This window comes from Rhodococcus sp. OS5 (genome assembly GCF_056837585.1).
In genome coordinates, this window is sequence record NZ_CM166368.1 from 285930 (window position 1) to 305260 (window position 19331).

Here is a 19331-nt window from a genome sequence, read left to right on the forward strand (position 1 = left end):
TTGACTCACAGTGAAACTTGCGACCGTCGAATACGAAAAGACTCAGCAGACGGCTCTGGTGACGGGCAGCGGCGAGCAACTGTTGTTACTCGAGCGAGCTCATCATGATGTGACGGGAAAACCGGCTCCAGAACTGGAAACCATGCAAACCATCATCGAAGGTGGTCCGGCGGCACGGGAGACCCTGGATCGGCTCGCAGACGAGACGCCGGCAAGTGCAATCGTCGACGCAGGTGATGTGCGCTGGATGTCGCCGCTTCCTCAGCCGGTCCAGATCCGAGACTTCGGCTGCTTCATGGATCACTTCCGCAACGCTCGCGCCCGAATTCAAGGGGTCGCACTCGAGGACGTCGAACTGCCGAAGATCCAGTTGGAGCGCCCGCTGTATTACATAGCGAACCGATTGGCGGTGACCGGACACAAATCTGACGTCGTGTGGCCCGAGTACTCGAGCCTGCGCGATTACGAACTCGAATTCGCCTGTGTGCTGGGGCGCGGTGGAACCGACATCTCACGCGCGGATGCCCCTGCGCATATCTTCGGTTACACCATCTTCAACGATTTCAGCGCCCGCGATACTCAGCTCGAGGAGATCTCCACCGGACTCGGTCTCAGTAAGAGCAAGGACTTTTCGAACGCGAATGTCCTCGGGCCCTGGATCGTGACGGCCGACGAAGTCGGTGACCCCTACCAACTCGAGATGACCGCGAGAATCAACGGAGACGAGGTGAGCCGAGGAACCAGCGCCGACATGGACCATCGTTTCGAGGACGTGATTTCGTTCGCTTCGACTTCCACGCGGCTGTACCCGGGTGAAGTCTTCTGTTCCGGCACCGTGCCGAGTGGATGCGGCTTGGAGCACGGGCGGTTCCTGGAACCGGGAGACGTAGTCGAACTCGAGGTCACCGGCCTCGGTGTATTGAGGAATCGAGTGGTGGCGTGAGCGGCGAAGTCATGGTTCTCGGTGTCGGCGCGACTCTCTTCGGGCGGCACGCGGATACCGCGGCCTCGGAATTGGCGGGGCGTGCGGCGATCGATGCCGTTGAAGACGCGGGCCTGACCCGCGGTGACGTCGGTGCGGTCTTCTACGCGACAGTCAGCCAGAAGGCGATCGACCGGCAGCACATGATCCCAGGCCAGATTGCCTTGAGGCCATACGGTTTCGGGGGAGTCCCGGTCGTCAATGTCGAAAATGCCTGCGCCGGCGGCGCGACTGCACTCTGGCTGGCGATCGCCCACGTTCGCGCCGGTCTGTCCGAGGTCGCGTTGGCGGTCGGGGTGGACAAGCTGGTGTGCTCGGATCCGGCTCGAAGTCTGGAGGTGTTCGACGGTGCACTCGACGTTGCGCATCGCGACGAGACGCTCGCGGGCCCTGCTTCGCTGTCCGCTCCGCTGCCGGATGCACTCGGATCGCAGGGTGAGCGGTCGGTGTTCATGGAGATCTACGCTTCTCTTGCCCGGGCGCACATGGAGAGATTCGGAACCACCGAGTTCGAGCTCGCGTCCGTAGCAGCCAAAAATCATGCGCATTCCGTGCACAATCCGCGGTCGCACTTTCGCAAACTCTTCAGCGTCGAAGAGGTGCTTGCCGCAAGGCGAGTCGCGTGGCCTCTGACAGTTCCGATGTGCTCGCCCGTCAGTGACGGTGCAGCGGCGGTCATTGTGACCAGTGCGGACTTTGCTCGAAGGCACGATTCCTCTCGGCGGGCGGCGCAGGTACTCGGTTGCAGCTTGGTGTCAGGCACGGATCGGACCGCAGATGACGTGGAGAGTCACATCGGTCGCCGTGCAGCAATGAGCGCATACGAGGAAGCCGGAGTCGGGCCAGGCGATGTGGATGTGGCAGAGGTCCACGACGCCACGGCCTTCGGTGAAGTGCAGCAGGTCGAGAATCTGGGGTTCTGCCCGATCGGTGAGGGCGGCGCGTGGTCGGCGTCCGGTGCGAGTTCGTTGGGTGGCGTGCGTCCGGTCAATCCGTCAGGTGGGCTCGAGTCCCGTGGTCATCCGGTCTCGGCAACGGGACTGGCGCAGGTCTTCGAACTTGTCACGCAGTTGCGTGGACAAGCAGGGCGGCGACAAGTTCCGGGTGCTCGAATCGCGGTCGCAGAGAACGGCGGAGGTCTCTACGGCATCGAGGAAGCCGTCGCCGCGGTCACGATCTTGGGAGGGCCACGATGAACGCGGACATCATGAACGATGAACCGATGGCGCCAGGCTTGCAGGTGCAAGCGGGATATGCGGATCTGATTCTGTCGGCGCTGCGACGCCGACCAGACCACATCGCGTTTCGATTCACGGATCGGAACGGTGATCGGGCCGAGCTGACATATTGGCAGACTGCGGAACAGATCGAGCGGATTGCAGGTGTCCTCAGTAGCTTCGCTCTGCCGGACGGAGCCGGGGTCGCCCTGCTTGCGGGGCCGTGTCCTGAAGCATTCACGGTCATGGCCGCGGCGTGTCTGGCGGGCGTGCGCTACACGGCACTCCATCCGCTCGCGACCGAAGAGAACGACAGGATGGTGCTGAAAGACAGTGGTACCGATCTCCTGTTGGTTGCCGACGGACAGTTCCAGGTACGCGCCGAAGCGGCACAGACTCGAGTGATGTCACTGTCAGCCCTCGAATCAGCGTGTGAATTGGGTACGGCGGGAATAGGTTCAGGCTTAGGCGGTCAGGGTCGAGCTTTGTATCTCTTCTACACCGGTGGAACCACCGGTGAGCCGAAAGGCGTCATGCTCAGGGACCGATCCTTGGTCGCCAATGCCTGGGCCTGCACCACGTGGGAGTGGCCGGCTGAAACCACCATGCTGCTCACTACGCCGATGTCTCATGCTGCCGGTCTGCTCGTCGCACCCGGTCTGCTGCGAGGTGCAAGCTTCGAGTTGCACAGGTCGTTCGACCCGGACAGAGTTGTCGACGCCATCGAAAATGGCGGAGTCACAGCTACATTCGTGGTTCCCACGATGCTCTATGCCTTACTCGACCATCCACGCCTGTCGGATGCGAATCTGTCTGGGCTGAACTGGATGCTTTACGGTGCTGCACCCATCGACCCCACCAGGCTCGAGCAGGCAGGGGCGGTGTTCGGGCCGATCCTGAGCCAGCATTACGGTCAGGCCGAAGCCCCGAATGCGTTGACGGTACTCGATACACGTGAGCACACGGACGATCCCGCAGTTTTGGGGAGTTGTGGGCGCGCGATGCCAGGTGTCGAAGTGGTGTTGCTTGACGAGCAGGGAAACGAGACGGCGACGGGCGTACCCGGCGAGCTTTGTGTGCGAGGTCCGCTCGTGATGGACGGCTATTGGAACAAACCTGAACAAACCGCTGCAGCGCTCGCGAATGGGTGGTTGCACACCGGCGACGTTGCTCGAATCGACGAAAGTGGGCTCATCTCGATCGTCGACCGCATCAAAGACACGATCATCAGTGGTGGATTCAACGTCTACCCGCGCGAAGTCGAGGACTCACTCGGACATCATCCCGCGGTGGCAGCATGTGCGGTATTCGGTGTCCCCGATTCTCAATGGGGAGAAGCTGTTACCGCCGCAGTCGTACTGAAGACGGGATGGTCGGTCACACCCGATCAACTCATAGCGCACGTGAGATCGCACAAGGGTCCGATCTGGGCGCCCAAGGAGATTTCGATTCTGGAAGCGCTGCCGCTCACTGCTTTGGGGAAGATCGACAAGAAGGCACTCCGTGGCGCGTCACCGACCTAGTGACGCGACAACTGCCCGTGCGAGGGCGTCGGCAGATCCAGGGGCGAATGGCAGAAAGAGTTCTGGCTCGATCAATTCCACTTCCATGAGCAGTGGTTGATCCACCGGGCCCACGACGTCCACACGTGCATAAAGCAATTCGCCGGGGCCGCATGGGGTCGCGGCCAGTGCTGCGTCGGCCACCGCGAGTTCGGCGGCGGACGGTTGGTGGAGGTGGTTGGTTCCGCCGTGAAATTCCTGCACGCGGAAGTCGTGGGCGGCCGGGATCTTCTGGACAGCGTGCGAGTAGCGTCCGCCGATGTGGATGATCGAGCGCTCACCGTCGACGACGTCCGAGACGAATGGCTGGACCAACGCGTCGTTGCCACTCTCGAGGATTGATCTGAGGTGAGCGTGGGCCTGCGCGGACCCGGCGGCAAACTTTCCCACTCCGACAGCGCCGGCGGAGACTGCCGGCTTGACGATGACGTCGGCACCCTCGAACGAAGGGAGGGTGAGTGTTTCGCTCTTTCCGGCAGCGATCACAGCGGTGGGGACGATAGGTACGCCGGCCGCGGCAAGTTCGGTGAGGTATCCCTTGTGTGCGTTCCACTTCACGATCGAGAGTGGATTGGCGATCGGAGCGGTCAGCTGATCGAGAACGGCAAGAAATTCGTCGAGGCGCTGGGTGTAGTCCCAGGTCGACCGGATCAGAACCAGGTCGGCGTCGATATCGAGGAGGGACGGGCTCGACCACGGCGCCATCGTCGACGCGATGCCGTAGGAGGTGAGAGCATCCATGACGAGTTTGCTTTCGACATCCGCCTCGCGGGCGGCGCCGTCACAGGTGAGCAGGAGAACCGTGGTCATGCCACGATGCTTTCACGGCTGGCGCCCTGTACGACTAGCGAGGTGGCCCCTCGTCGAGGACCAGCGAACCGGTCCCGGGTTGCCCGGTTGCGTCCACCCACGTCACCGCGACGGTGTCGCCGGGGCGGCGCGAGCTCATCGCCGCGTTGAGATCAGCGGACGACGCGATCCGGCTGCCACCGAACTCGGTGATGACCGCACCTTTGGTCAGCCCCACCCGCTCGGCCGGCGAATCGAAGCTCACGGCAACAACTTCGGCGCCGGCCGGCATGTCCGCGTGATCCTTCACCGCGACACCGAGTACGGGTGTCGGTCCCACACGCACGGTCTCGGAGGAGCGGCCACCGAGTACCTGCTCGACGATCGGTAGTGCGGTGTCGATCGGTATCGCGTAGGACTGAGGCGCCGGTGAGGTTTCGGTGCGGTCGGTGACGGCGTTGCCCGCGCTGCTGACGCCGATCAGCTCGCCAACGGCGTTGACCAGGGGGCCACCGGAATCGCCAGGCCGGATGTCCGCGTCGACCTCGATGAGGCCCTTCAACTGGTTTCGCGATCCGTCGGACACGTTGCGGGTGTTGACGGTGACACCGAGGTTGGTGATGACGCCGGGAGCAGGGACGGGTACTCCGCCGCCTTCCGCATTTCCGATTGCGGTGACGGAGTCCCCGCGAGCGGCTTCTGCTGATTTGCCGACCACAGCCACCGGCAGATCGTCAGCGCCCGCGAGTCGAAGGACGGCAAGATCGCTGACGCTGTCGTACCCGAGGATCTCGGCGTCGTAGATCAGCCCGTTGGACATGCTGACGGCAGTGACGTCCGAAGCTCCGCTGATGACGTGGTGATTCGTGAGCACCACTCCGTCAGGGGAGAGCACGATCCCGGTCCCAGCAGTGGTGGTGAATCCGGCCGGCGCCGTGATGGTGACGATGGTGGGGACCACCCGGGCCGAGAGCTCCTCCGGCGTGAGTGGAACAACCGGCGCGGGTGGGGTGGTCGTGATGACGGTGACCGGTGCGGACTCGATCGTTCCCGGAGTCAGGGGCGGTGCGACCAGCGCGATACCACCGAGGCCGGCTGCGAGAACGACGGCCGTCCACAGGCCGCGTCTGCTCGCACGTTTGGTCATCCAGCCGTCCGTCCCGCCGGTGTCATGCCATCGAGTCGTGAAAGGTGAAGATTACCGATTCGGCGAATCTTCGGCCACAAAACCGGGCAACATGCCGTCCGCGCGGAGCGTTGCCAGGGACGGCGCGGCAGCGTCCTTTGCGGAGAGCTCGTAGGTCAGAGGGTTGCCCTTACGGTCTGTTCTCGGCCATTCGATCGCGAGTTCCGGATCGAAGGGATCGAGGTCGCGGTCCAGGTGGGGCGAGTATTCGATGCTGCACAGGTACATCACTGTCGATCCGTCTTCGAGTGAAAGGATCGCGTGGCCGAGGCCTTCCTCCAGGAACACCGCTCGTCGATCGACGTCGTCGATCACCACTGCATCCCACTCGCCGAAGGTCGGTGATCCGACGCGCAGGTCTACGACAACGTCGAGGAAGGCACCTTTCACGCAGGTGATGTACTTCGCCTGTCCGGGCGGATTGTCGGTGAAGTGGATCCCGCGGAGGCTACCGGCTTCGGAGACCGAGCAGTTGGCCTGCGCGAGGTCGAGAGTGCGGCCCGTCGCGGCGGTGAAGGCGGAGCTTTTGAACCATTCGAGAAAGACACCGCGGTTGTCGCCGAACTGCTTCGGTGTAATTTCCCAAGCTCCGGCGATCTTCAGTGGACGGATTTCCACGTCACCATTCCTTGCCGTGCTCGAGCAGCTCGAGTAGGTAGTTGCCGTACCCGGATTTGCCCAATGCTTCTGCCTGAGTGCGTAATTGGTTGGAGCTGATGAATCCTTGACGCCACGCAACCTCTTCAGGGGAACCGATCTTGAGGCCTTGGCGGTGTTCGATGGTCCGCACGTAGTTCGCTGCCTCGAGCAGGGAATCGGGTGTGCCGGTGTCGAGCCACGCGGTTCCGCGGGGGAGGACATCGACAGAAAGTTTGCCAGCTTCGAGATAGTGCTGATTGATGTCGCTGATTTCGTATTCGCCACGCGCAGAGGGCTTCAGAGTGCGTGCGATGTCCACGACGTCGCTGTCGTAGAAATAGAGGCCGGGGACTGCGTAATTGGATTTCGGTGACGTCGGCTTTTCCTCGATGGACACGGCGCGACCCGAGTCGTCGAATTCGACGACGCCGTAGGCGGTCGGATTCGAGACCCAGTAAGCGAATACGGCTCCGCCGTCGATGTCGGAGAAACGCCTGAGTTGGGTTCCGAGGCCGGGGCCGTAGAAGATGTTGTCGCCGAGGACGAGCGCCACGGAGTCGGATCCGATGTGCTCTGCGCCGAGGGTGAATGCCGTTGCGAGGCCGTTCGGTTCGTGTTGCACTGCATAGGTGAGGTTGACGCCGAATTGTGAGCCGTCGCCGAGAACCCGGCGGAATTGTTCGGCGTCGTGTGGGGTCGTGATGATCAAGATGTCGCGAATGTCGGCGAGCATGAGAGTGGAGAGCGGGTAGTAGATCATCGGCTTGTCGTAGACAGGCAAGAGTTGCTTGCTCACTCCGAGGGTGATCGGGTGCAACCGCGACCCGGTGCCACCGGCCAGAATGATTCCGCGCATGCGTGCAGTGTCCTGCACTCCTGCCTGCCGACGCAAACGGACATGACACGCCCGGCCGCTAAAGTGGGGTTCGTCCGATGAGCCTGAGGAGATGACGTGCGACTACTGGTCACCGGGGGTGCCGGCTTCATCGGTGCCAATTTCGTTCATCAGACGGTGGCGACGCGTCCCGACGTGGAAGTCACGGTTCTCGACGCTCTGACCTACGCCGGAAATCGCCAGTCCCTGGCGTCCGTCGAGGACCGGATCACGTTTGTCCACGGCGACGTGGCCGACGAGTCGCTGGTCGACGATCTTGTCTCGCGCTCCGACGCAGTCGTGCACTTCGCGGCCGAAAGCCACAACGACAATTCCATCGCCGACCCCGAACCGTTTTTGCGCACCAACGTCATGGGAACCTTCTCGCTCCTGCAGGCTGTGCGTTCGCACGGGGTCCGTTATCACCACATTTCGACCGACGAGGTGTACGGCGACCTCGAACTGGATGATCCGGCGAAGTTCACGGAGACGACACCGTACAACCCGTCGAGCCCGTACTCCGCGTCCAAGGCGTCGAGTGATCTGTTCGTGCGCGCCTGGGTGCGCTCGTTCGGGATCGCGGCGACCATCTCGAACTGCTCCAACAATTACGGCCCGTACCAGCATGTGGAGAAGTTCATCCCACGCCAGATCACCAATCTGCTCGACGGAGTGCGTCCACGGTTGTACGGGGAAGGCCGCAACGTCCGCGACTGGATTCACGTCGAGGACCACAACCGCGCCGTCTGGGACATTCTGGACCGCGGAAAGTCCGGCGAGACTTATCTGATCGGCGCCGACGGTGAAACCGACAACCGGAGGGTGATTGCGGCTCTGCTCGAAATTTTCGGACGCAAGCCGGACGATTTCGACTTCGTCACCGACCGCCCTGGTCACGATCTGCGGTATGCGATCGATTCGACGCGACTACAGCAGGAACTTGGGTGGAAGCCGCAGTACCGCGATTTTCGAAGCGGACTGGAAGCCACCGTCGAGTGGTATCGCGACAACGAGCAGTGGTGGCGTCCGCAGAAGGCCGGCGTCGAGACGCAGTATTCAGCGGCCGAGAAAGTGATCTGACCGAACGTCAGGCTTTGGTGGGGTCCGGCACCCGCGAGCGCTCGTGCACGAGTGCATTGCGCAGGCCTCGTGATCCCGACAGTGCAGCCACGACGCCGGCAAAGACCTCACAGAGGGTGAACAGCAGCCTCGACGCCAGTGCGAGGCCGAGCGCGACGCCGGCATCCATGAACGGTGAAAGCGCTGCGACGATGACGGCTTCGCGGACACCGATTCCGGACGGGACGACGAACACGAGGACGCCCGCGCACATACCGAGGGCGAGAGCGCCGATGCACTGGACGAGCCCACGGATTTCGAAGCCCGCCGAACTGGACGCGAGCAACCACAACTGGATGCCGTAGAGCACCCAGCTTGCTGCGCACCAGCCCAATGCGAGCGCAATCTTGTGCATCGTGAGCGGCTTGTGCAGCGGCGTGCGGCGGAGCAGTTTCAGCGCAAGGTTCACCAGGCGTGTGAGCACCGGCGGGTAGGCGCAGACCAATGCGATCGGTACGAGGATGATCACGCCGACCGCTGCCGCCGTGCTGACCTCGAACAGGGCAGGTAGACCGAAGAGGCCGACGACCAGCGCCGAAGTTGTGCTCAACCCCACCGTGACCAGCACTGCGACAAAGCCTGCGGCACGGGACACACCGGCGCGCCTCACGAGTTCCGTTTGCAGAACGAAGGCCCAGACACTGCCGGGAAGGTACTTGCCGAGTTGGCCGACCAGATAAGCGCGAGCGGCGTCGAAGGCCGGAATCGGTTGTTCGAGGGCGCCGAGTGCGTGCTGCCAGGCCCGCACTGCGGCACCCATACCGAGGAAGATGAACACCGACGAGGCGGCAAGCGTCCACCAGTTCAGCTCGGTGATCGTGTTCTTGACCTCGGACCATTGGGACTTCACCGCGAAGATGATCGCGACGACGATCGCGAGGGTGACGAGGACCTTGAATCCGTTGACGAGAAGGCCGCGTACAGCGTTCGGCTCTGCGGCCGGTTCGACGTCTTCGACCGGTTGTTCAGATTCGGGAGAGGTACTCACGCGCCTGCATCCCGCCCGTTCGTCATTTCGCAGACGATACCAACCAGGATTTGTCTCGCTAAACCACGAGCGGTTTGTCGGCGCGTTCCCGCCACCAGGTGAAGGCCTCCGACAGCGAGTCCGGAATGGCCGGTGACGTGCCGAAGCTGCCGGCGGCGTAGAGGTCTTCGATTGCGGAAATGTCCGCGTCCGAGATACCCGATCGGCTCATTCCGATCCGGTTGACACCGTTCAACGACACCGGGTTGCCGAATGCCTTCGAGAAGGGTGGAACGTCCTTGACCACGACGGTTCCCATCCCGATCATGGATCCGGAGCCGATGATGCGGCGTTGGTGCGCGACAGTGTGCATGCCCAGGTTGACGCCGTCTCCGACGCTGACGTGCCCGGCAAGCGTCGTACCGGAGGACACGACGCAGCGGTCACCGATCTGCACGTCGTGCTCGATTCCCACTCTGTTCATCACGAAGCAGTCTTCGCCGATTTCGGTGCGGCGTTCGCTTCCCTGATGGACTGTGCTCAATTCGCGAATCGTCGTTCGAGCACCGATTCGAATTCCCAGACCGGCGCTGACGGACCAGGACGTCGGATGTAACGCGCCGAGGATCTCGGGGGGAGCTCCCAAGACCGCTCCCGAGCCGATCCAGCAGTCGTCGCCGATCTCGAGTGGGCCCGTGAGTACCGCGTTCGGTCCGATCGTGACTCCCGCCCCGATCAGTACGTCGGCGCCGATCACGGCGGTCGGATGGATGTGGCAGTCGGCTCGTTCAGACATGCAGGTTCCGGAATCCTCTCGAAGTATCGAATCGTGTTTCGATACGCTTCCTGGGTTGTCGGGGTATTTCGTTCCGACGACGGTCGGATGAATCTATCGGAGGTAACTCAGTGATCGCGATATCCAGTATCTCGTTCGGGGAAGAAGTCGAGCGCGAGGTGCTGGACACTCTGCGATCGGGAATCGTCGCGCAGGGACCCAAGGTGAAGCGGCTCGAGGACGAGTTCGCGGCGCTGGTCGGAACGCGACACGCGGTGGCGGTGAACAACGGCACGACCGCATTGATCGCGGCTCTTCAGGTCCAGGATCTTCAGCCAGGTGACGAGGTTCTGACCACGCCGTTCACGTTCGTGGCCACCCTCAATGCAATTCTCGAGGCAGGCGCGACCGCGAGGTTTGCCGATATCTCCGAGTCCGATTTCAACATCGACCCGGCAGTCGCTGCCGATCGAATCGGTGACCGCACGAAGGTTCTGATGCCGGTTCATCTGTACGGACAGTCGGCGGACATGGGCGCATTGATGCCGCTGGCATCGAAAAACGGTCTGACTGTCGTCGAGGACGCCGCTCAGGCCCACGGAGCGACGTACGACGGGCGAGGCGCCGGCAGTTTCGGTGTGGGTTGCTTCTCGTTCTATGCAACGAAGAACCTCACGACCGCCGAGGGCGGAATGATCACGACCGACGACGACGCGATCGCCGATCGACTTCGGGTCCTGCGCAACCAGGGCATGCGGGCGCGCTACCAGTACGAGATGGTCGGCCAGAACTACCGGATGACTGACCTCCAGGCGAGCTTGGCTCTGCCCCAGATGGCGACGTACATGCAGCAGGTCGAGGCGCGCCGCCGGAATGCGGAGGCCTTGCGTGTCGGCCTGAAGGACGTCGAAGGACTGATCCTGCCGAGCGAACTGTCCGGTCGTGGACATGTCTGGCATCAGTTCACCTTGCTGCTGGCCGAAGACGCACCGATCACTCGCGACCAGTTGAGTGAGCGTCTGGCCGCGAAGGACATCGGTAGCGGCATCTACTACCCGAAGGCCGTCTACGACTACGAGTGCTACCGCGAACATCCGCGCGTCGTCATCGACGAGACGCCGGTGGCCACTTCGGTTGCGTCCCGGTGCCTGAGCATCCCCGTCCACGCTGCGTTGTCCGCCGGCGACGTCGATCAGATCGTTGCCGCGGTACGCGGCGCCATGGAGGCCTGAAAAATGACTGCTAGCAAGCCACGTATCGCTCTTGTCGGATCCGGTCAGATGGGCTCGCTGCATGCGCGGGTCATCGCGCAGTCGGCGCTGTGCGAGTTGGATCTGCTGATCGAGCCGCGCGAGGAGCAGGGCAAAGCTGTTGCTGCGCGGTTCGATACGCGTTGGGCCGCCGATTTCGACTCCCTCGACGAGATCGATGCCGTCGTGATCGCTGCCGCTACGCCGGCGCACTACGAGTTGGCCGGGCGGGTTCTCGATCTGGGGAAGCCCGTCCTGGTGGAGAAGCCGTTGGCTGCGACGTACGAGCAGAGCGTCGACCTGGTCGATCGTTCGCGCGCGTCCGGTGTTCCCCTGATGTGTGGACTGCTCGAACGGTTCAATCCCGCTGTCCGCACCGCCCGTGAGTTCTCCGGCGATGTGTGGCAGGTGAACGGTATCCGCCACTCGCCGTTCGTTTCCCGCATTCCGACGGGTGTCGCGACGGACCTGCTGATTCACGATATCGACCTTGCCATCGGATTTGCCGGCTCGGAACCCAGTTTGGCAAAAGGGGAGTTCGGCTACTTCCACCCGACGTCCGTGCAGAACCGGTCGGAAGATTGCGCCGACGCCGTATTGCGCTTCGGATCAGGTGCTGTTGCAACGATTTCCGCGAGCCGGATCAGTCAGCGCAAGATTCGCCAGCTGTCGTTGCTCGAGGCCGATCGACTCATCGAGATCGATCTCCTGCGTCGCGACATCACGATCTACCGGCACATCGACGACAACATGCCCACCGATCGGGACGGCTACCAGCAGCAGACGGTCATCGAAATTCCGACGATCCGCTACAGCGAGGAACCGCTTGCCGCGCAGCTGACGCATTTCCTCGGATTGGTGCAGGGCACCGGTGACGCGGACGGTGAGCGAGCGTCGATTCTGCCCGCTCACCGCGCGGTTCACGAGGTGACGGAATCTGCGTTGGCTGCAGCGTTGTCGTCCTGACCGCTGCGTCGGCGTCGGAAGGCCCAGGCACCTTGAGACAGTGCCAGGAGTAATCCGACGCCGGCGACAGTCCAGCCGAAAGTGCTTCCGGGTGGACTGAATTCGATGGTGAGGGCGGATCCGGACGTGGCACTCGGCGGTAGATCGACCTGCAACAACCCGCCGGGGCTCGCCTTCGTCTCGACCGTCTGACCATCGACAGTCGCCGTCCAGCCCGGCCAGGCCAGTAGGGCGAATGTAACCGTGCCGGACCCGGTGTACTCGACGGTTTCCCTGGTGTCCGTAGCGGCGGCATCGCCACGTACGTCGAGACCAGGCGTCGCTGCGGATACGCGACCGTCGGGCCACTGATGCTCGGTGGTGCGATGGCCGACCGTGACCACCCGATCCGGCGATACGGTCCACTCGCCCTCGGGTAGGGCGTCGAGGGCGCGTTTTCCGCCGTACGGTCCGGAATTCTGAACGACGACCGTGTCGACTCGCATCGCGTCGAGCCAGGACACACCCGTTCCCGGCGATTCAGCGAGCAGTCGGTCGACGCCGTCCGGACACTGGACGCCGCCGTAGTAGTTCAAGCACAGTGCTTGAACGAAATCGTTGTAGCTGATTCCGGCGTAGCTGTTGACGGCATTGACTCCGGCAGGCTGCCAGGCGTTGCCGAACAGGAGGTCACCCCACTGCCCGGTTTCGTTGTCCGGCGGGATGTTGACGGGGTCGGCAATCGCGAAAGTGGTTCCCTGGTAACGGTCCTCGAACTTGGACTCCAGGAATGCCACCTGCCGGGGGAACTTCCACGGTGTCACGTTGTAGTTTCCGGTGAACCAGAAATTGGTCTGAGCACTGAGCACGACGACGATGCCGACAGCGAGTGCACCGGCGAGGTAGCGGGGCTTTCGGTAGGCCACGACCAACGCGAAGACGGTGAGAACCACGGTGATTATCAGTGATGCCGAGTGAATACCGATGTCTTCCGGGACATTCGACCAGGCAAGATAGAACTGAAGTGCCAACAATCCCGCGGTGATGATTGATCTTGTCCGGATTCGATCACGATGCAGTCCGGCAGAGAGGGCGACCGCCGTGACCACGATGGCGGGCAGTTGACCGTACTCGAGCAGTCGCGCGGGCCAACGGAAAAGCCACAGATTCGACGGTCCGAGAAGTAGTACGACGTAAATTCCGCCGAAGACGAACAGCGAGACGCTGTGGCGGCCCAACTTCTTCAGTGACTTCCACTGAATCCACGGTGCGAGCGGTATGAGGAACCAAGCCAGGTATACCAGCGGAATCGTCATGGCAGGCGAAGCGAAAGCGGTGACGTACGGCTGGTTCGACGGGCCGGAGAGGTTGAGCAGGTCACCGAGATCGGGTCGAAGCGAACCGTCGTTCGCGATTCCGGACTGAGTACGCACCGACACGCCGGTGGTGAAGAGCAACGGTAGATACACGATCAGCGACATCATGATGATCGCTGCCGCGTTGATCATCAGTGATTTGATGCTGCCTGCGCGTTTGATTGCGATGCATTCCGCTATGACAGCGAGGTAGACGACCGCGACACCGACAGCGCCGTACGGGTTTCCGGTGGTCATCGCAAGATAGCCGAAAACGATCGGTACCAGGGGGTTCACTCGGCCGAGGGCGCTGGCGCGGGTAGACCACCAGACGTGGGGGATCCAGGCGAAGGCGATCAGCCCGGACGCCCAACTGGAGGCGTCGAAATAGAGCGTGTATCCAGCGAACGGCATGGCAAATCCGGCGATGAAAGCCATCGACCGATTGGCGCCGTACTGGCGGGCCACCAGATAAACGCCTACCGCGAGAATCGCCATGAATTGCATCTTGACCAGGGTGATTCCGATTCCCAGGTTCGGAATGAGTGCAATGGCAACCGAATCCAGAAGGATCACGGGATTGTATGTCCCGTAAAGGGCTTCGGCTGTGACATTGCCGCCGGCCCACAATTCGGGAATGAGCGTCGGCCATGACCCGGACAGGATTCGCTGGCCGATCGTGTGCCAACCAGGCGTGAAAGCTGCTGCGCTGTCGTCCCAGTAGTAGAACCACCGATTGGAGATCAGTGGGATGGCGGCGACGATCGACACCAGAGCGGCGAGAAGAATTGGCGGCACCACGCGTTGTGCGAGCGGTAAGTCAGATTTCACGATGTGCTTTCGTCTTCGAGTCGATGGCTGTTGTTCGGAGCCTGGGTCGTGCTCTTTTTCTCGGAGCCTGGGCTGCGCCTTGTTTCTCGGAGCGTAGTATTCCGACGAGTTCGAACTGCAGTCGGGGAAGTAAGGAGATCGGGACGTGGCGACATCGCGAACGGAACCCGTTCGTGGGGAACCAGCTACGCCGGAACTCTCGGTGATCATCCCCGCATACAACTCAGGCGAGGTGCTGGAGTCGACGGTGCGTCAATTCGCCGAGTACTTCACCAGCCGCCCGGCCGAGAGCGCCGGTCAGGTCGAGATCATCGTCGTGGAGAACGGTTCGACGGACAACACTGCCGACGTGTGTGCTGCTCTGGCAGCTTCCTGGTCTTGGCCTGGAGTGACCTTCCTGCCGATGAGCAGCGACAAAGGGATGGGCGCAGCGCTTCGCGCCGGGACGCTTGCTTCGCGTGGACGACGCGTGTTGCTCACCGCGGACGACCTTCCGTTCGGTTTCGGTGACATCGAAGGCGCCGACCGCGTGATGGCGGATCTAGGGTCCGTCCCGCCGGTGGTCATCGGTTCAAAGGCTCATTCGGACTCAGAGGTGGAACGTGGCTTGCTGCGTTCGGTGATGACGGGTGGATTCGCGACGCTGCGACGGGTGGTGCTGGGTACCCGCACGGGCGATCCCCAGGGAACTTTCATCGTCGACGGTGTCTTGCTACGTCGAATCGCACCCTCGTTGACCGAGCGTGGCTTCCTTTTCACCACCGAATTGGACTACGCGCTCGAATTGGCTGGGGTGCGCCCGGTCGAGGTCCCGATCCGACTCAGCGACGATCATCTGGCGCACGCGAGCCGTATCTCGCCCAAGGACGTGGTCCAGATGGCGAAGGGTCTGTTGTCGCTTCGTCGGCGAAAGACCGAGCTGCGCTCCGCCGCTGCAGTGAGTAATCACGGGTAGACCTGGTGTGACTCGGTGCCCGGGGCGCCGAGGTGCGGATTCGCGATAACCTGCGGGGCGTGGATACCGTGAACACGACCGATGACCAGTCCGATTCCGGAGTCGAGTTGATCGAACGCAGCGCGACGTCGGATCGACTGCTGGCGCAGCGGACGTTGTTCACCGGAACTTCGCCCGTCGCCAGTGACGAACTGTATGCGGTGACCAAGGTCGGTATGTCGACGCGATCGCGGTTCGAGTTGCGGCTTCAGCCGGGCGCGGTCGCGCACACCAATACCTTCTTCGGTCGTTTTCCGGCCAGCTACTGGCAGCGCTGGACCAATGTCACCGAGGTCACCGTCACTGCACATGTCGTGGCCGATACCGCTTGCCGCATCCAGATCCAGGCCTCGGACATCGGTGGCCACCGTCGTATCGTGACGAACGTCGTCGTGACCGGCGACGAGCGAGTGTCCATGACCGCCCCGCTCGATACTTTCGTCGACGGCGGGGCACTGTGGCTGCAGTTCGAAGCGCAGGGTGGCGGCGCAGTGGTCGACGATGTGGAATGGACCGTCGTCTCGCCGGAGTCGATTCGCCCGGTAGCCGTGGCGATCTGCACGTTCAATCGTGCGGACGACTGTGCGCGCACGGTCGAGGCCCTCGCGTCCGACGAGCGTGTACTCGCGTTGCTCGACGCTCTGTACGTCGTCGATCAGGGAACGGATCCGGTAGAGAGCCGTGAGCTGTTCCAGGAAGTGTCGAAGAAGTTCGGTTCGCGGTTGCAATATCTGCGGCAGGCGAATCTGGGTGGTGCCGGCGGATTCACCCGGGGCCTGTACGAGGCTTCGGCGGCCGGGCCGCACGCCGACGTGATCTTGATGGACGACGACATTCTGTGCGAACCCGAATCGGTTCTTCGACTGAGTGCGTTCGCGAACATGACGACGGAGCCGGCGTTGATCGGTGCCCAGATGCTCTTCCTGTTCAACCCCGACTACCTGCTGGCTTCGGGTGAACGCGTGGATCTGGGCACGCTTCAGCGTGGTGTACCGACCGATGAGCACGGTGTTCGTAACCGGAGTGTGCTCGAGAAACTGCCGGAACGTCGCGTGGACGCCGAATACAACGGCTGGTGGTCTTGCCTGATTCCTGCTGAAGCCATCGAGCGGATCGGCTTGCCACTGCCGGTCTTCTTCCAGTGGGACGACGTCGAGTACAGCTTGCGGGCCGGGCGGGCCGGGATTCCCACCATCACGTTGCCGTCGGCTGCTGTGTGGCATGCGGACTTCTATTGGAAGGACGTCGACGGTTTCGCGCACTACTTCAGTACGCGCAACGGACTCATCACCGCTTCGCTCGACCCGGGGTTCGCGCCCAAAACGCTCGCGAAGCAACTCTCTCGCGACATTTCGCATTCGATCGTCGGGTTGCAGTACGGCCTTGCACACACGCAACTCCGGGCGATCGAGGGATTCCTCGAGGGGCCGGAAGGTTTGGCGGACGGTGGGCAGGAGGCGCTTGCCGCGATCAACCAGGAACGTAAGCGCTTCCCCGAGACGGTAACTCGCCCGGCGTCGGAGTTGCCGGGGAGGCTGCCGATCCGTCGCGTTGCGCCCAGCCCGAAACCCGGTTTGTGGACAGACCTCGTTTTGGCGAAACGCGCTGTGATGCAGGCGCGCAATCATCTGGAGCGGGGTCCGGTGGCGATCTCGTACGAAGATGCGCAGTGGTGGCACGTCGGACGTTTCGATCACGTCTTCGTCACCGATGCTTCGCAGGGAGGCGTGCGTGAACGCCGCTTCGACAGCGAGAAGGCCGCCGAGATGAGCGGTCGCCTCGCCGGCGTCATGAAGCGGTTCCTCGCCGAAGCGCCAAGTGTGGCTGAAGCATTCGCTCGTGAGTTCCCGCAGCTCACCAGCCGCGAGAACTGGGCTCGTCTGTACGAAAAGTGAGCCTCAACGCACTATCTTGGCGATGACCTGCTCGTTGTCGACGGTGTACCCGAGATATTCGAACGAGATGCCGGTGCGTGTGACGAACTCCGTCCACGCCCGGTACTCGTGCAGCTGCCACCCGGGATAGTTGAAGAACTCGTCGAAGACGACGATCGACCCGGGTACCAGTCGGTCGCCGAGCAGATCGAGCACGGTCTTGGTGGACGAGTAAAGGTCGGCGTCGAGGTGCAGGAACGCAACGGGGCCGGGTTCGTCGTTCAGGAACGAGGGCAAGGTGTCCTCGAAGAGGCCCGGAACAAGTTGCGCTCCAGGCACTTCGGGGATGGATTCCTGTGCGAACTCGCCGACCGGGAACCCGGTGCGCCAGGTCTCCGGAAGGCCGGAGAACACGTCGAAACCTGCGACGGTCCCCTCGCGTTCGGTGAAAGCCTCCGCGACGATCCTGAGTGTGGTTCCGCTGGCGACGCCGAATTCGAGTGCCATGCCGGGTATTTCGATCAAGCCCAATGCGTGGCGCAGCGTGTCGTGCGGGTGGCCGAATGTCTCCGCGACTCGAAGGTGTTCGAGGATGAACTCGGCAGTCGACGCTGTCGCTTCCAGATCCACGGCGTAGGCCAGATCCCGACGCTGGCGAAATTCCAGCTCGTCGATCCTGGACCGGAGGCCCGCGATGTCACCGCGGGCCTCGGCCAGTTCGTCACGTGAGAGTGCCAGCGCGTCGAGGATCTGTTGCGTGCGATCTGCGTTGCGCCGGTCGGCGGCCTCGACCACCTCGGATACCGCACGCTGAAGCTTGGTTCTGGCGCTGGAACGGAACTGCTCGAACATGGCAACCTCTCGTCGGGATCACCCCCATGCTGCCAGGCTTTGTTCGCTACCGGTCCCGACCGCGGTAGTGACTCTTGAGTTGTCGGGAGATCACCTTGATCTCCCGCGTCCTCTCTGCCTGCAGACGAGCATCGCTTCGCGCGGCGTTCCATGCATTCTCTCGCTGTAGTTTCCGGTAGCTCGCGAGCCTCCGCTCATCGATATCGCCACGCCCGAGTGCGCTCAGGACTGCGCATCCCGGCTCGGAGTTGTGTGCGCAATCGGAGAACCGGCACTCTGCAATCAGCTCCTCGATCTCGGGGAACGTCTTCTCGATCCCCTCCGCCGCGTTCCACATGCCGACCCCTCGCAGGCCGGGTGTGTCGATCAGTGTCCGGCCGCCGGAGAATGAGATCAACTCTCTGGTGACGGTGGTGTGGCGTCCCTTTCCGTCACCGGTCCGAACGCGACCGGTCTCGAGTCGATCGGCGTCTGTGGTGTCCGCGAGGAGGGCGTTCGCGAGCGTCGACTTACCGGCGCCTGATGGACCGAGTATCGCCACGGTGCCGTCCAGAACTGCATCGAGTACATCCATTCCTTCGTTGGTCTCGGCACTGACGGCCAGCACTGTTGCGCCGGGCGCAATGGCAGTGACCTCGGCGAGAGTGTCGGAGATATAGTGAGCTGCATCCGATTTGGTGAGTGCGACGACAGGGGTTGCACCACTTTCCCAGGCGAGTGCGAGTAGTCGCTCGATGCGCCCGAGATCGACGTCGCCGTCCGAAGCCGTGGCGATGACGACGGTGTCGACATTGGCCGCCAGAATCTGGCCTTCCGATTTTCCGGATGCCGAGGATCGAACGATGCTGCTTGATCGGGGGAGTATCGAAGTGACCGTGTGCATCTCGGGTTCGCGTGAGTCCCGTAACTCGGCCACGGCGACCCAGTCACCCGTACAGAGTGGATCGCTGCCGCTGAGTGCGCGAACTGTGCCTTCGGCGACGGCCACGTCACACCGCCCCCGGTCGACGCGAAGAACGCGCCCGGGTGCGGAGTCCGGTGGGGCCAGGGCAGTGAATGTGTTCGAGAGTGTTGCGTTCCAACCGTATTCGGTCAGGGGCGCGCTGTTTTCCGGCATGGT

Annotated in this window: 17 protein-coding genes; 8 read left to right on the top strand and 9 right to left on the bottom strand. The window is 62.7% G+C overall.

The window, feature by feature from the left end:
- Positions 1-10 precede the first annotated feature (10 nt).
- The 3 genes from ACVZUB_RS01315 to ACVZUB_RS01325 are packed head-to-tail and all read left to right on the top strand — an operon-like array spanning position 11 to position 3722.
- Complete coding sequence (locus tag ACVZUB_RS01315; protein WP_218695363.1) at positions 11-943, top strand: fumarylacetoacetate hydrolase family protein; 933 nt, start codon at positions 11-13, stop codon at positions 941-943.
- Complete coding sequence (locus ACVZUB_RS01320) at positions 940-2178, top strand: thiolase family protein (RefSeq protein WP_482628087.1); 1239 nt, start codon at positions 940-942, stop codon at positions 2176-2178. The genes ACVZUB_RS01315 and ACVZUB_RS01320 overlap by 4 nt, the downstream gene beginning before the upstream one ends.
- Positions 2175-3722: an AMP-binding protein gene (locus ACVZUB_RS01325; protein ID WP_058038043.1), complete on the top strand. Its 1548-nt coding sequence runs from the start codon at positions 2175-2177 to the stop codon at positions 3720-3722. Before ACVZUB_RS01320 ends, ACVZUB_RS01325 begins: the two co-directional genes overlap by 4 nt.
- On the opposite strand, the gene ACVZUB_RS01330 is transcribed toward ACVZUB_RS01325, so the two are convergent.
- The 4 genes from ACVZUB_RS01330 to rfbA are packed head-to-tail and all read right to left on the bottom strand — an operon-like array spanning position 3711 to position 7231.
- Positions 3711-4571, bottom strand: coding sequence for an ATP-grasp domain-containing protein (locus tag ACVZUB_RS01330; protein WP_218695364.1), 861 nt, complete (start codon positions 4569-4571; stop codon positions 3711-3713). The two genes, ACVZUB_RS01325 and ACVZUB_RS01330, sit on opposite strands and share 12 nt — an antisense overlap.
- Positions 4572-4605: 34 nt before the next feature.
- Positions 4606-5697, bottom strand: a complete 1092-nt coding sequence (locus ACVZUB_RS01335) for a S1C family serine protease (RefSeq protein ID WP_218695365.1) — start codon at positions 5695-5697, stop codon at positions 4606-4608.
- A gap of 51 nt (positions 5698-5748) precedes the next feature.
- On the bottom strand, positions 5749-6354 hold the full coding sequence (locus ACVZUB_RS01340) for a dTDP-4-dehydrorhamnose 3,5-epimerase family protein (protein ID WP_042921219.1): 606 nt from the start codon (positions 6352-6354) through the stop codon (positions 5749-5751).
- 1 nt (position 6355) lies between these two features.
- A complete protein-coding gene (gene rfbA, locus ACVZUB_RS01345; protein WP_042447804.1) occupies positions 6356-7231 on the bottom strand; it encodes a glucose-1-phosphate thymidylyltransferase RfbA in 876 nt (291 codons plus the stop codon).
- A 96-nt stretch (positions 7232-7327) separates the two neighbouring features.
- Between rfbA and rfbB the strand changes: the two genes are divergently transcribed.
- Complete coding sequence (gene rfbB, locus ACVZUB_RS01350) at positions 7328-8329, top strand: dTDP-glucose 4,6-dehydratase (protein WP_063315250.1); 1002 nt, start codon at positions 7328-7330, stop codon at positions 8327-8329.
- Between the two features lie 7 nt (positions 8330-8336).
- On the opposite strand, the gene ACVZUB_RS01355 is transcribed toward rfbB, so the two are convergent.
- Positions 8337-9356: a lysylphosphatidylglycerol synthase transmembrane domain-containing protein gene (locus tag ACVZUB_RS01355; protein WP_482628088.1), complete on the bottom strand. Its 1020-nt coding sequence runs from the start codon at positions 9354-9356 to the stop codon at positions 8337-8339.
- A 58-nt stretch (positions 9357-9414) separates the two neighbouring features.
- Positions 9415-10131, bottom strand: a complete 717-nt coding sequence (locus ACVZUB_RS01360) for a DapH/DapD/GlmU-related protein (RefSeq protein WP_482628089.1) — start codon at positions 10129-10131, stop codon at positions 9415-9417.
- Positions 10132-10241: 110 nt separating this feature from the next.
- Between ACVZUB_RS01360 and ACVZUB_RS01365 the strand changes: the two genes are divergently transcribed.
- Together ACVZUB_RS01365 and ACVZUB_RS01370 are read left to right on the top strand one after the other, a co-directional pair.
- Complete coding sequence (locus ACVZUB_RS01365; protein ID WP_042950324.1) at positions 10242-11342, top strand: DegT/DnrJ/EryC1/StrS family aminotransferase; 1101 nt, start codon at positions 10242-10244, stop codon at positions 11340-11342.
- A gap of 3 nt (positions 11343-11345) precedes the next feature.
- A complete protein-coding gene (locus ACVZUB_RS01370; protein WP_063315249.1) occupies positions 11346-12326 on the top strand; it encodes a Gfo/Idh/MocA family protein in 981 nt (326 codons plus the stop codon).
- Here the strand turns inward: ACVZUB_RS01370 and ACVZUB_RS01375 are convergent.
- Entirely contained in the window at positions 12281-14491 is a 2211-nt protein-coding gene (locus ACVZUB_RS01375; protein ID WP_482628090.1) for a hypothetical protein, read from the bottom strand. The two genes, ACVZUB_RS01370 and ACVZUB_RS01375, sit on opposite strands and share 46 nt — an antisense overlap.
- Positions 14492-14636: 145 nt before the next feature.
- Here ACVZUB_RS01375 and ACVZUB_RS01380 point away from each other — a divergent pair, with 145 nt between their 5' ends.
- Together ACVZUB_RS01380 and ACVZUB_RS01385 are read left to right on the top strand one after the other, a co-directional pair.
- Positions 14637-15446, top strand: coding sequence for a glycosyltransferase (locus tag ACVZUB_RS01380; protein ID WP_054827093.1), 810 nt, complete (start codon positions 14637-14639; stop codon positions 15444-15446).
- Between the two features lie 68 nt (positions 15447-15514).
- The gene (locus ACVZUB_RS01385; protein ID WP_082661403.1) at positions 15515-17380 is read left to right on the top strand and encodes a glycosyltransferase; all 1866 of its coding nucleotides are present in this window, start codon (positions 15515-15517) and stop codon (positions 17378-17380) included.
- A gap of 3 nt (positions 17381-17383) precedes the next feature.
- On the opposite strand, the gene ACVZUB_RS01390 is transcribed toward ACVZUB_RS01385, so the two are convergent.
- Both ACVZUB_RS01390 and rsgA read right to left on the bottom strand, forming a co-directional pair.
- On the bottom strand, positions 17384-18211 hold the full coding sequence (locus ACVZUB_RS01390) for a TylF/MycF/NovP-related O-methyltransferase (protein ID WP_209448254.1): 828 nt from the start codon (positions 18209-18211) through the stop codon (positions 17384-17386).
- Positions 18212-18257: 46 nt separating this feature from the next.
- Positions 18258-19328 (bottom strand): ribosome small subunit-dependent GTPase A, encoded by a 1071-nt coding sequence (gene rsgA, locus ACVZUB_RS01395; protein WP_020968136.1) that lies wholly within the window; start codon positions 19326-19328, stop codon positions 18258-18260.
- Positions 19329-19331: the final 3 nt, after the last annotated feature.

What these genes read in the sequence shown, in the direction of transcription:
- ACVZUB_RS01325 (WP_058038043.1), top strand. Translation starts at nt 2,175, where the DNA reads ATGAACGCGGACATCATGAACGATGAACCGATGGCGCCAGGCTTGCAG.
- ACVZUB_RS01330 (WP_218695364.1), bottom strand. Translation starts at nt 4,571, where the DNA reads ATGACCACGGTTCTCCTGCTCACCTGTGACGGCGCCGCCCGCGAGGCG.
- ACVZUB_RS01335 (WP_218695365.1), bottom strand. Translation starts at nt 5,697, where the DNA reads ATGACCAAACGTGCGAGCAGACGCGGCCTGTGGACGGCCGTCGTTCTC.
- rfbA (WP_042447804.1), bottom strand. Translation starts at nt 7,231, where the DNA reads ATGCGCGGAATCATTCTGGCCGGTGGCACCGGGTCGCGGTTGCACCCG.
- ACVZUB_RS01360 (WP_482628089.1), bottom strand. Translation starts at nt 10,131, where the DNA reads ATGTCTGAACGAGCCGACTGCCACATCCATCCGACCGCCGTGATCGGC.
- ACVZUB_RS01370 (WP_063315249.1), top strand. Translation starts at nt 11,346, where the DNA reads ATGACTGCTAGCAAGCCACGTATCGCTCTTGTCGGATCCGGTCAGATG.
- ACVZUB_RS01390 (WP_209448254.1), bottom strand. Translation starts at nt 18,211, where the DNA reads ATGTTCGAGCAGTTCCGTTCCAGCGCCAGAACCAAGCTTCAGCGTGCG.
- rsgA (WP_020968136.1), bottom strand. Translation starts at nt 19,328, where the DNA reads ATGCCGGAAAACAGCGCGCCCCTGACCGAATACGGTTGGAACGCAACA.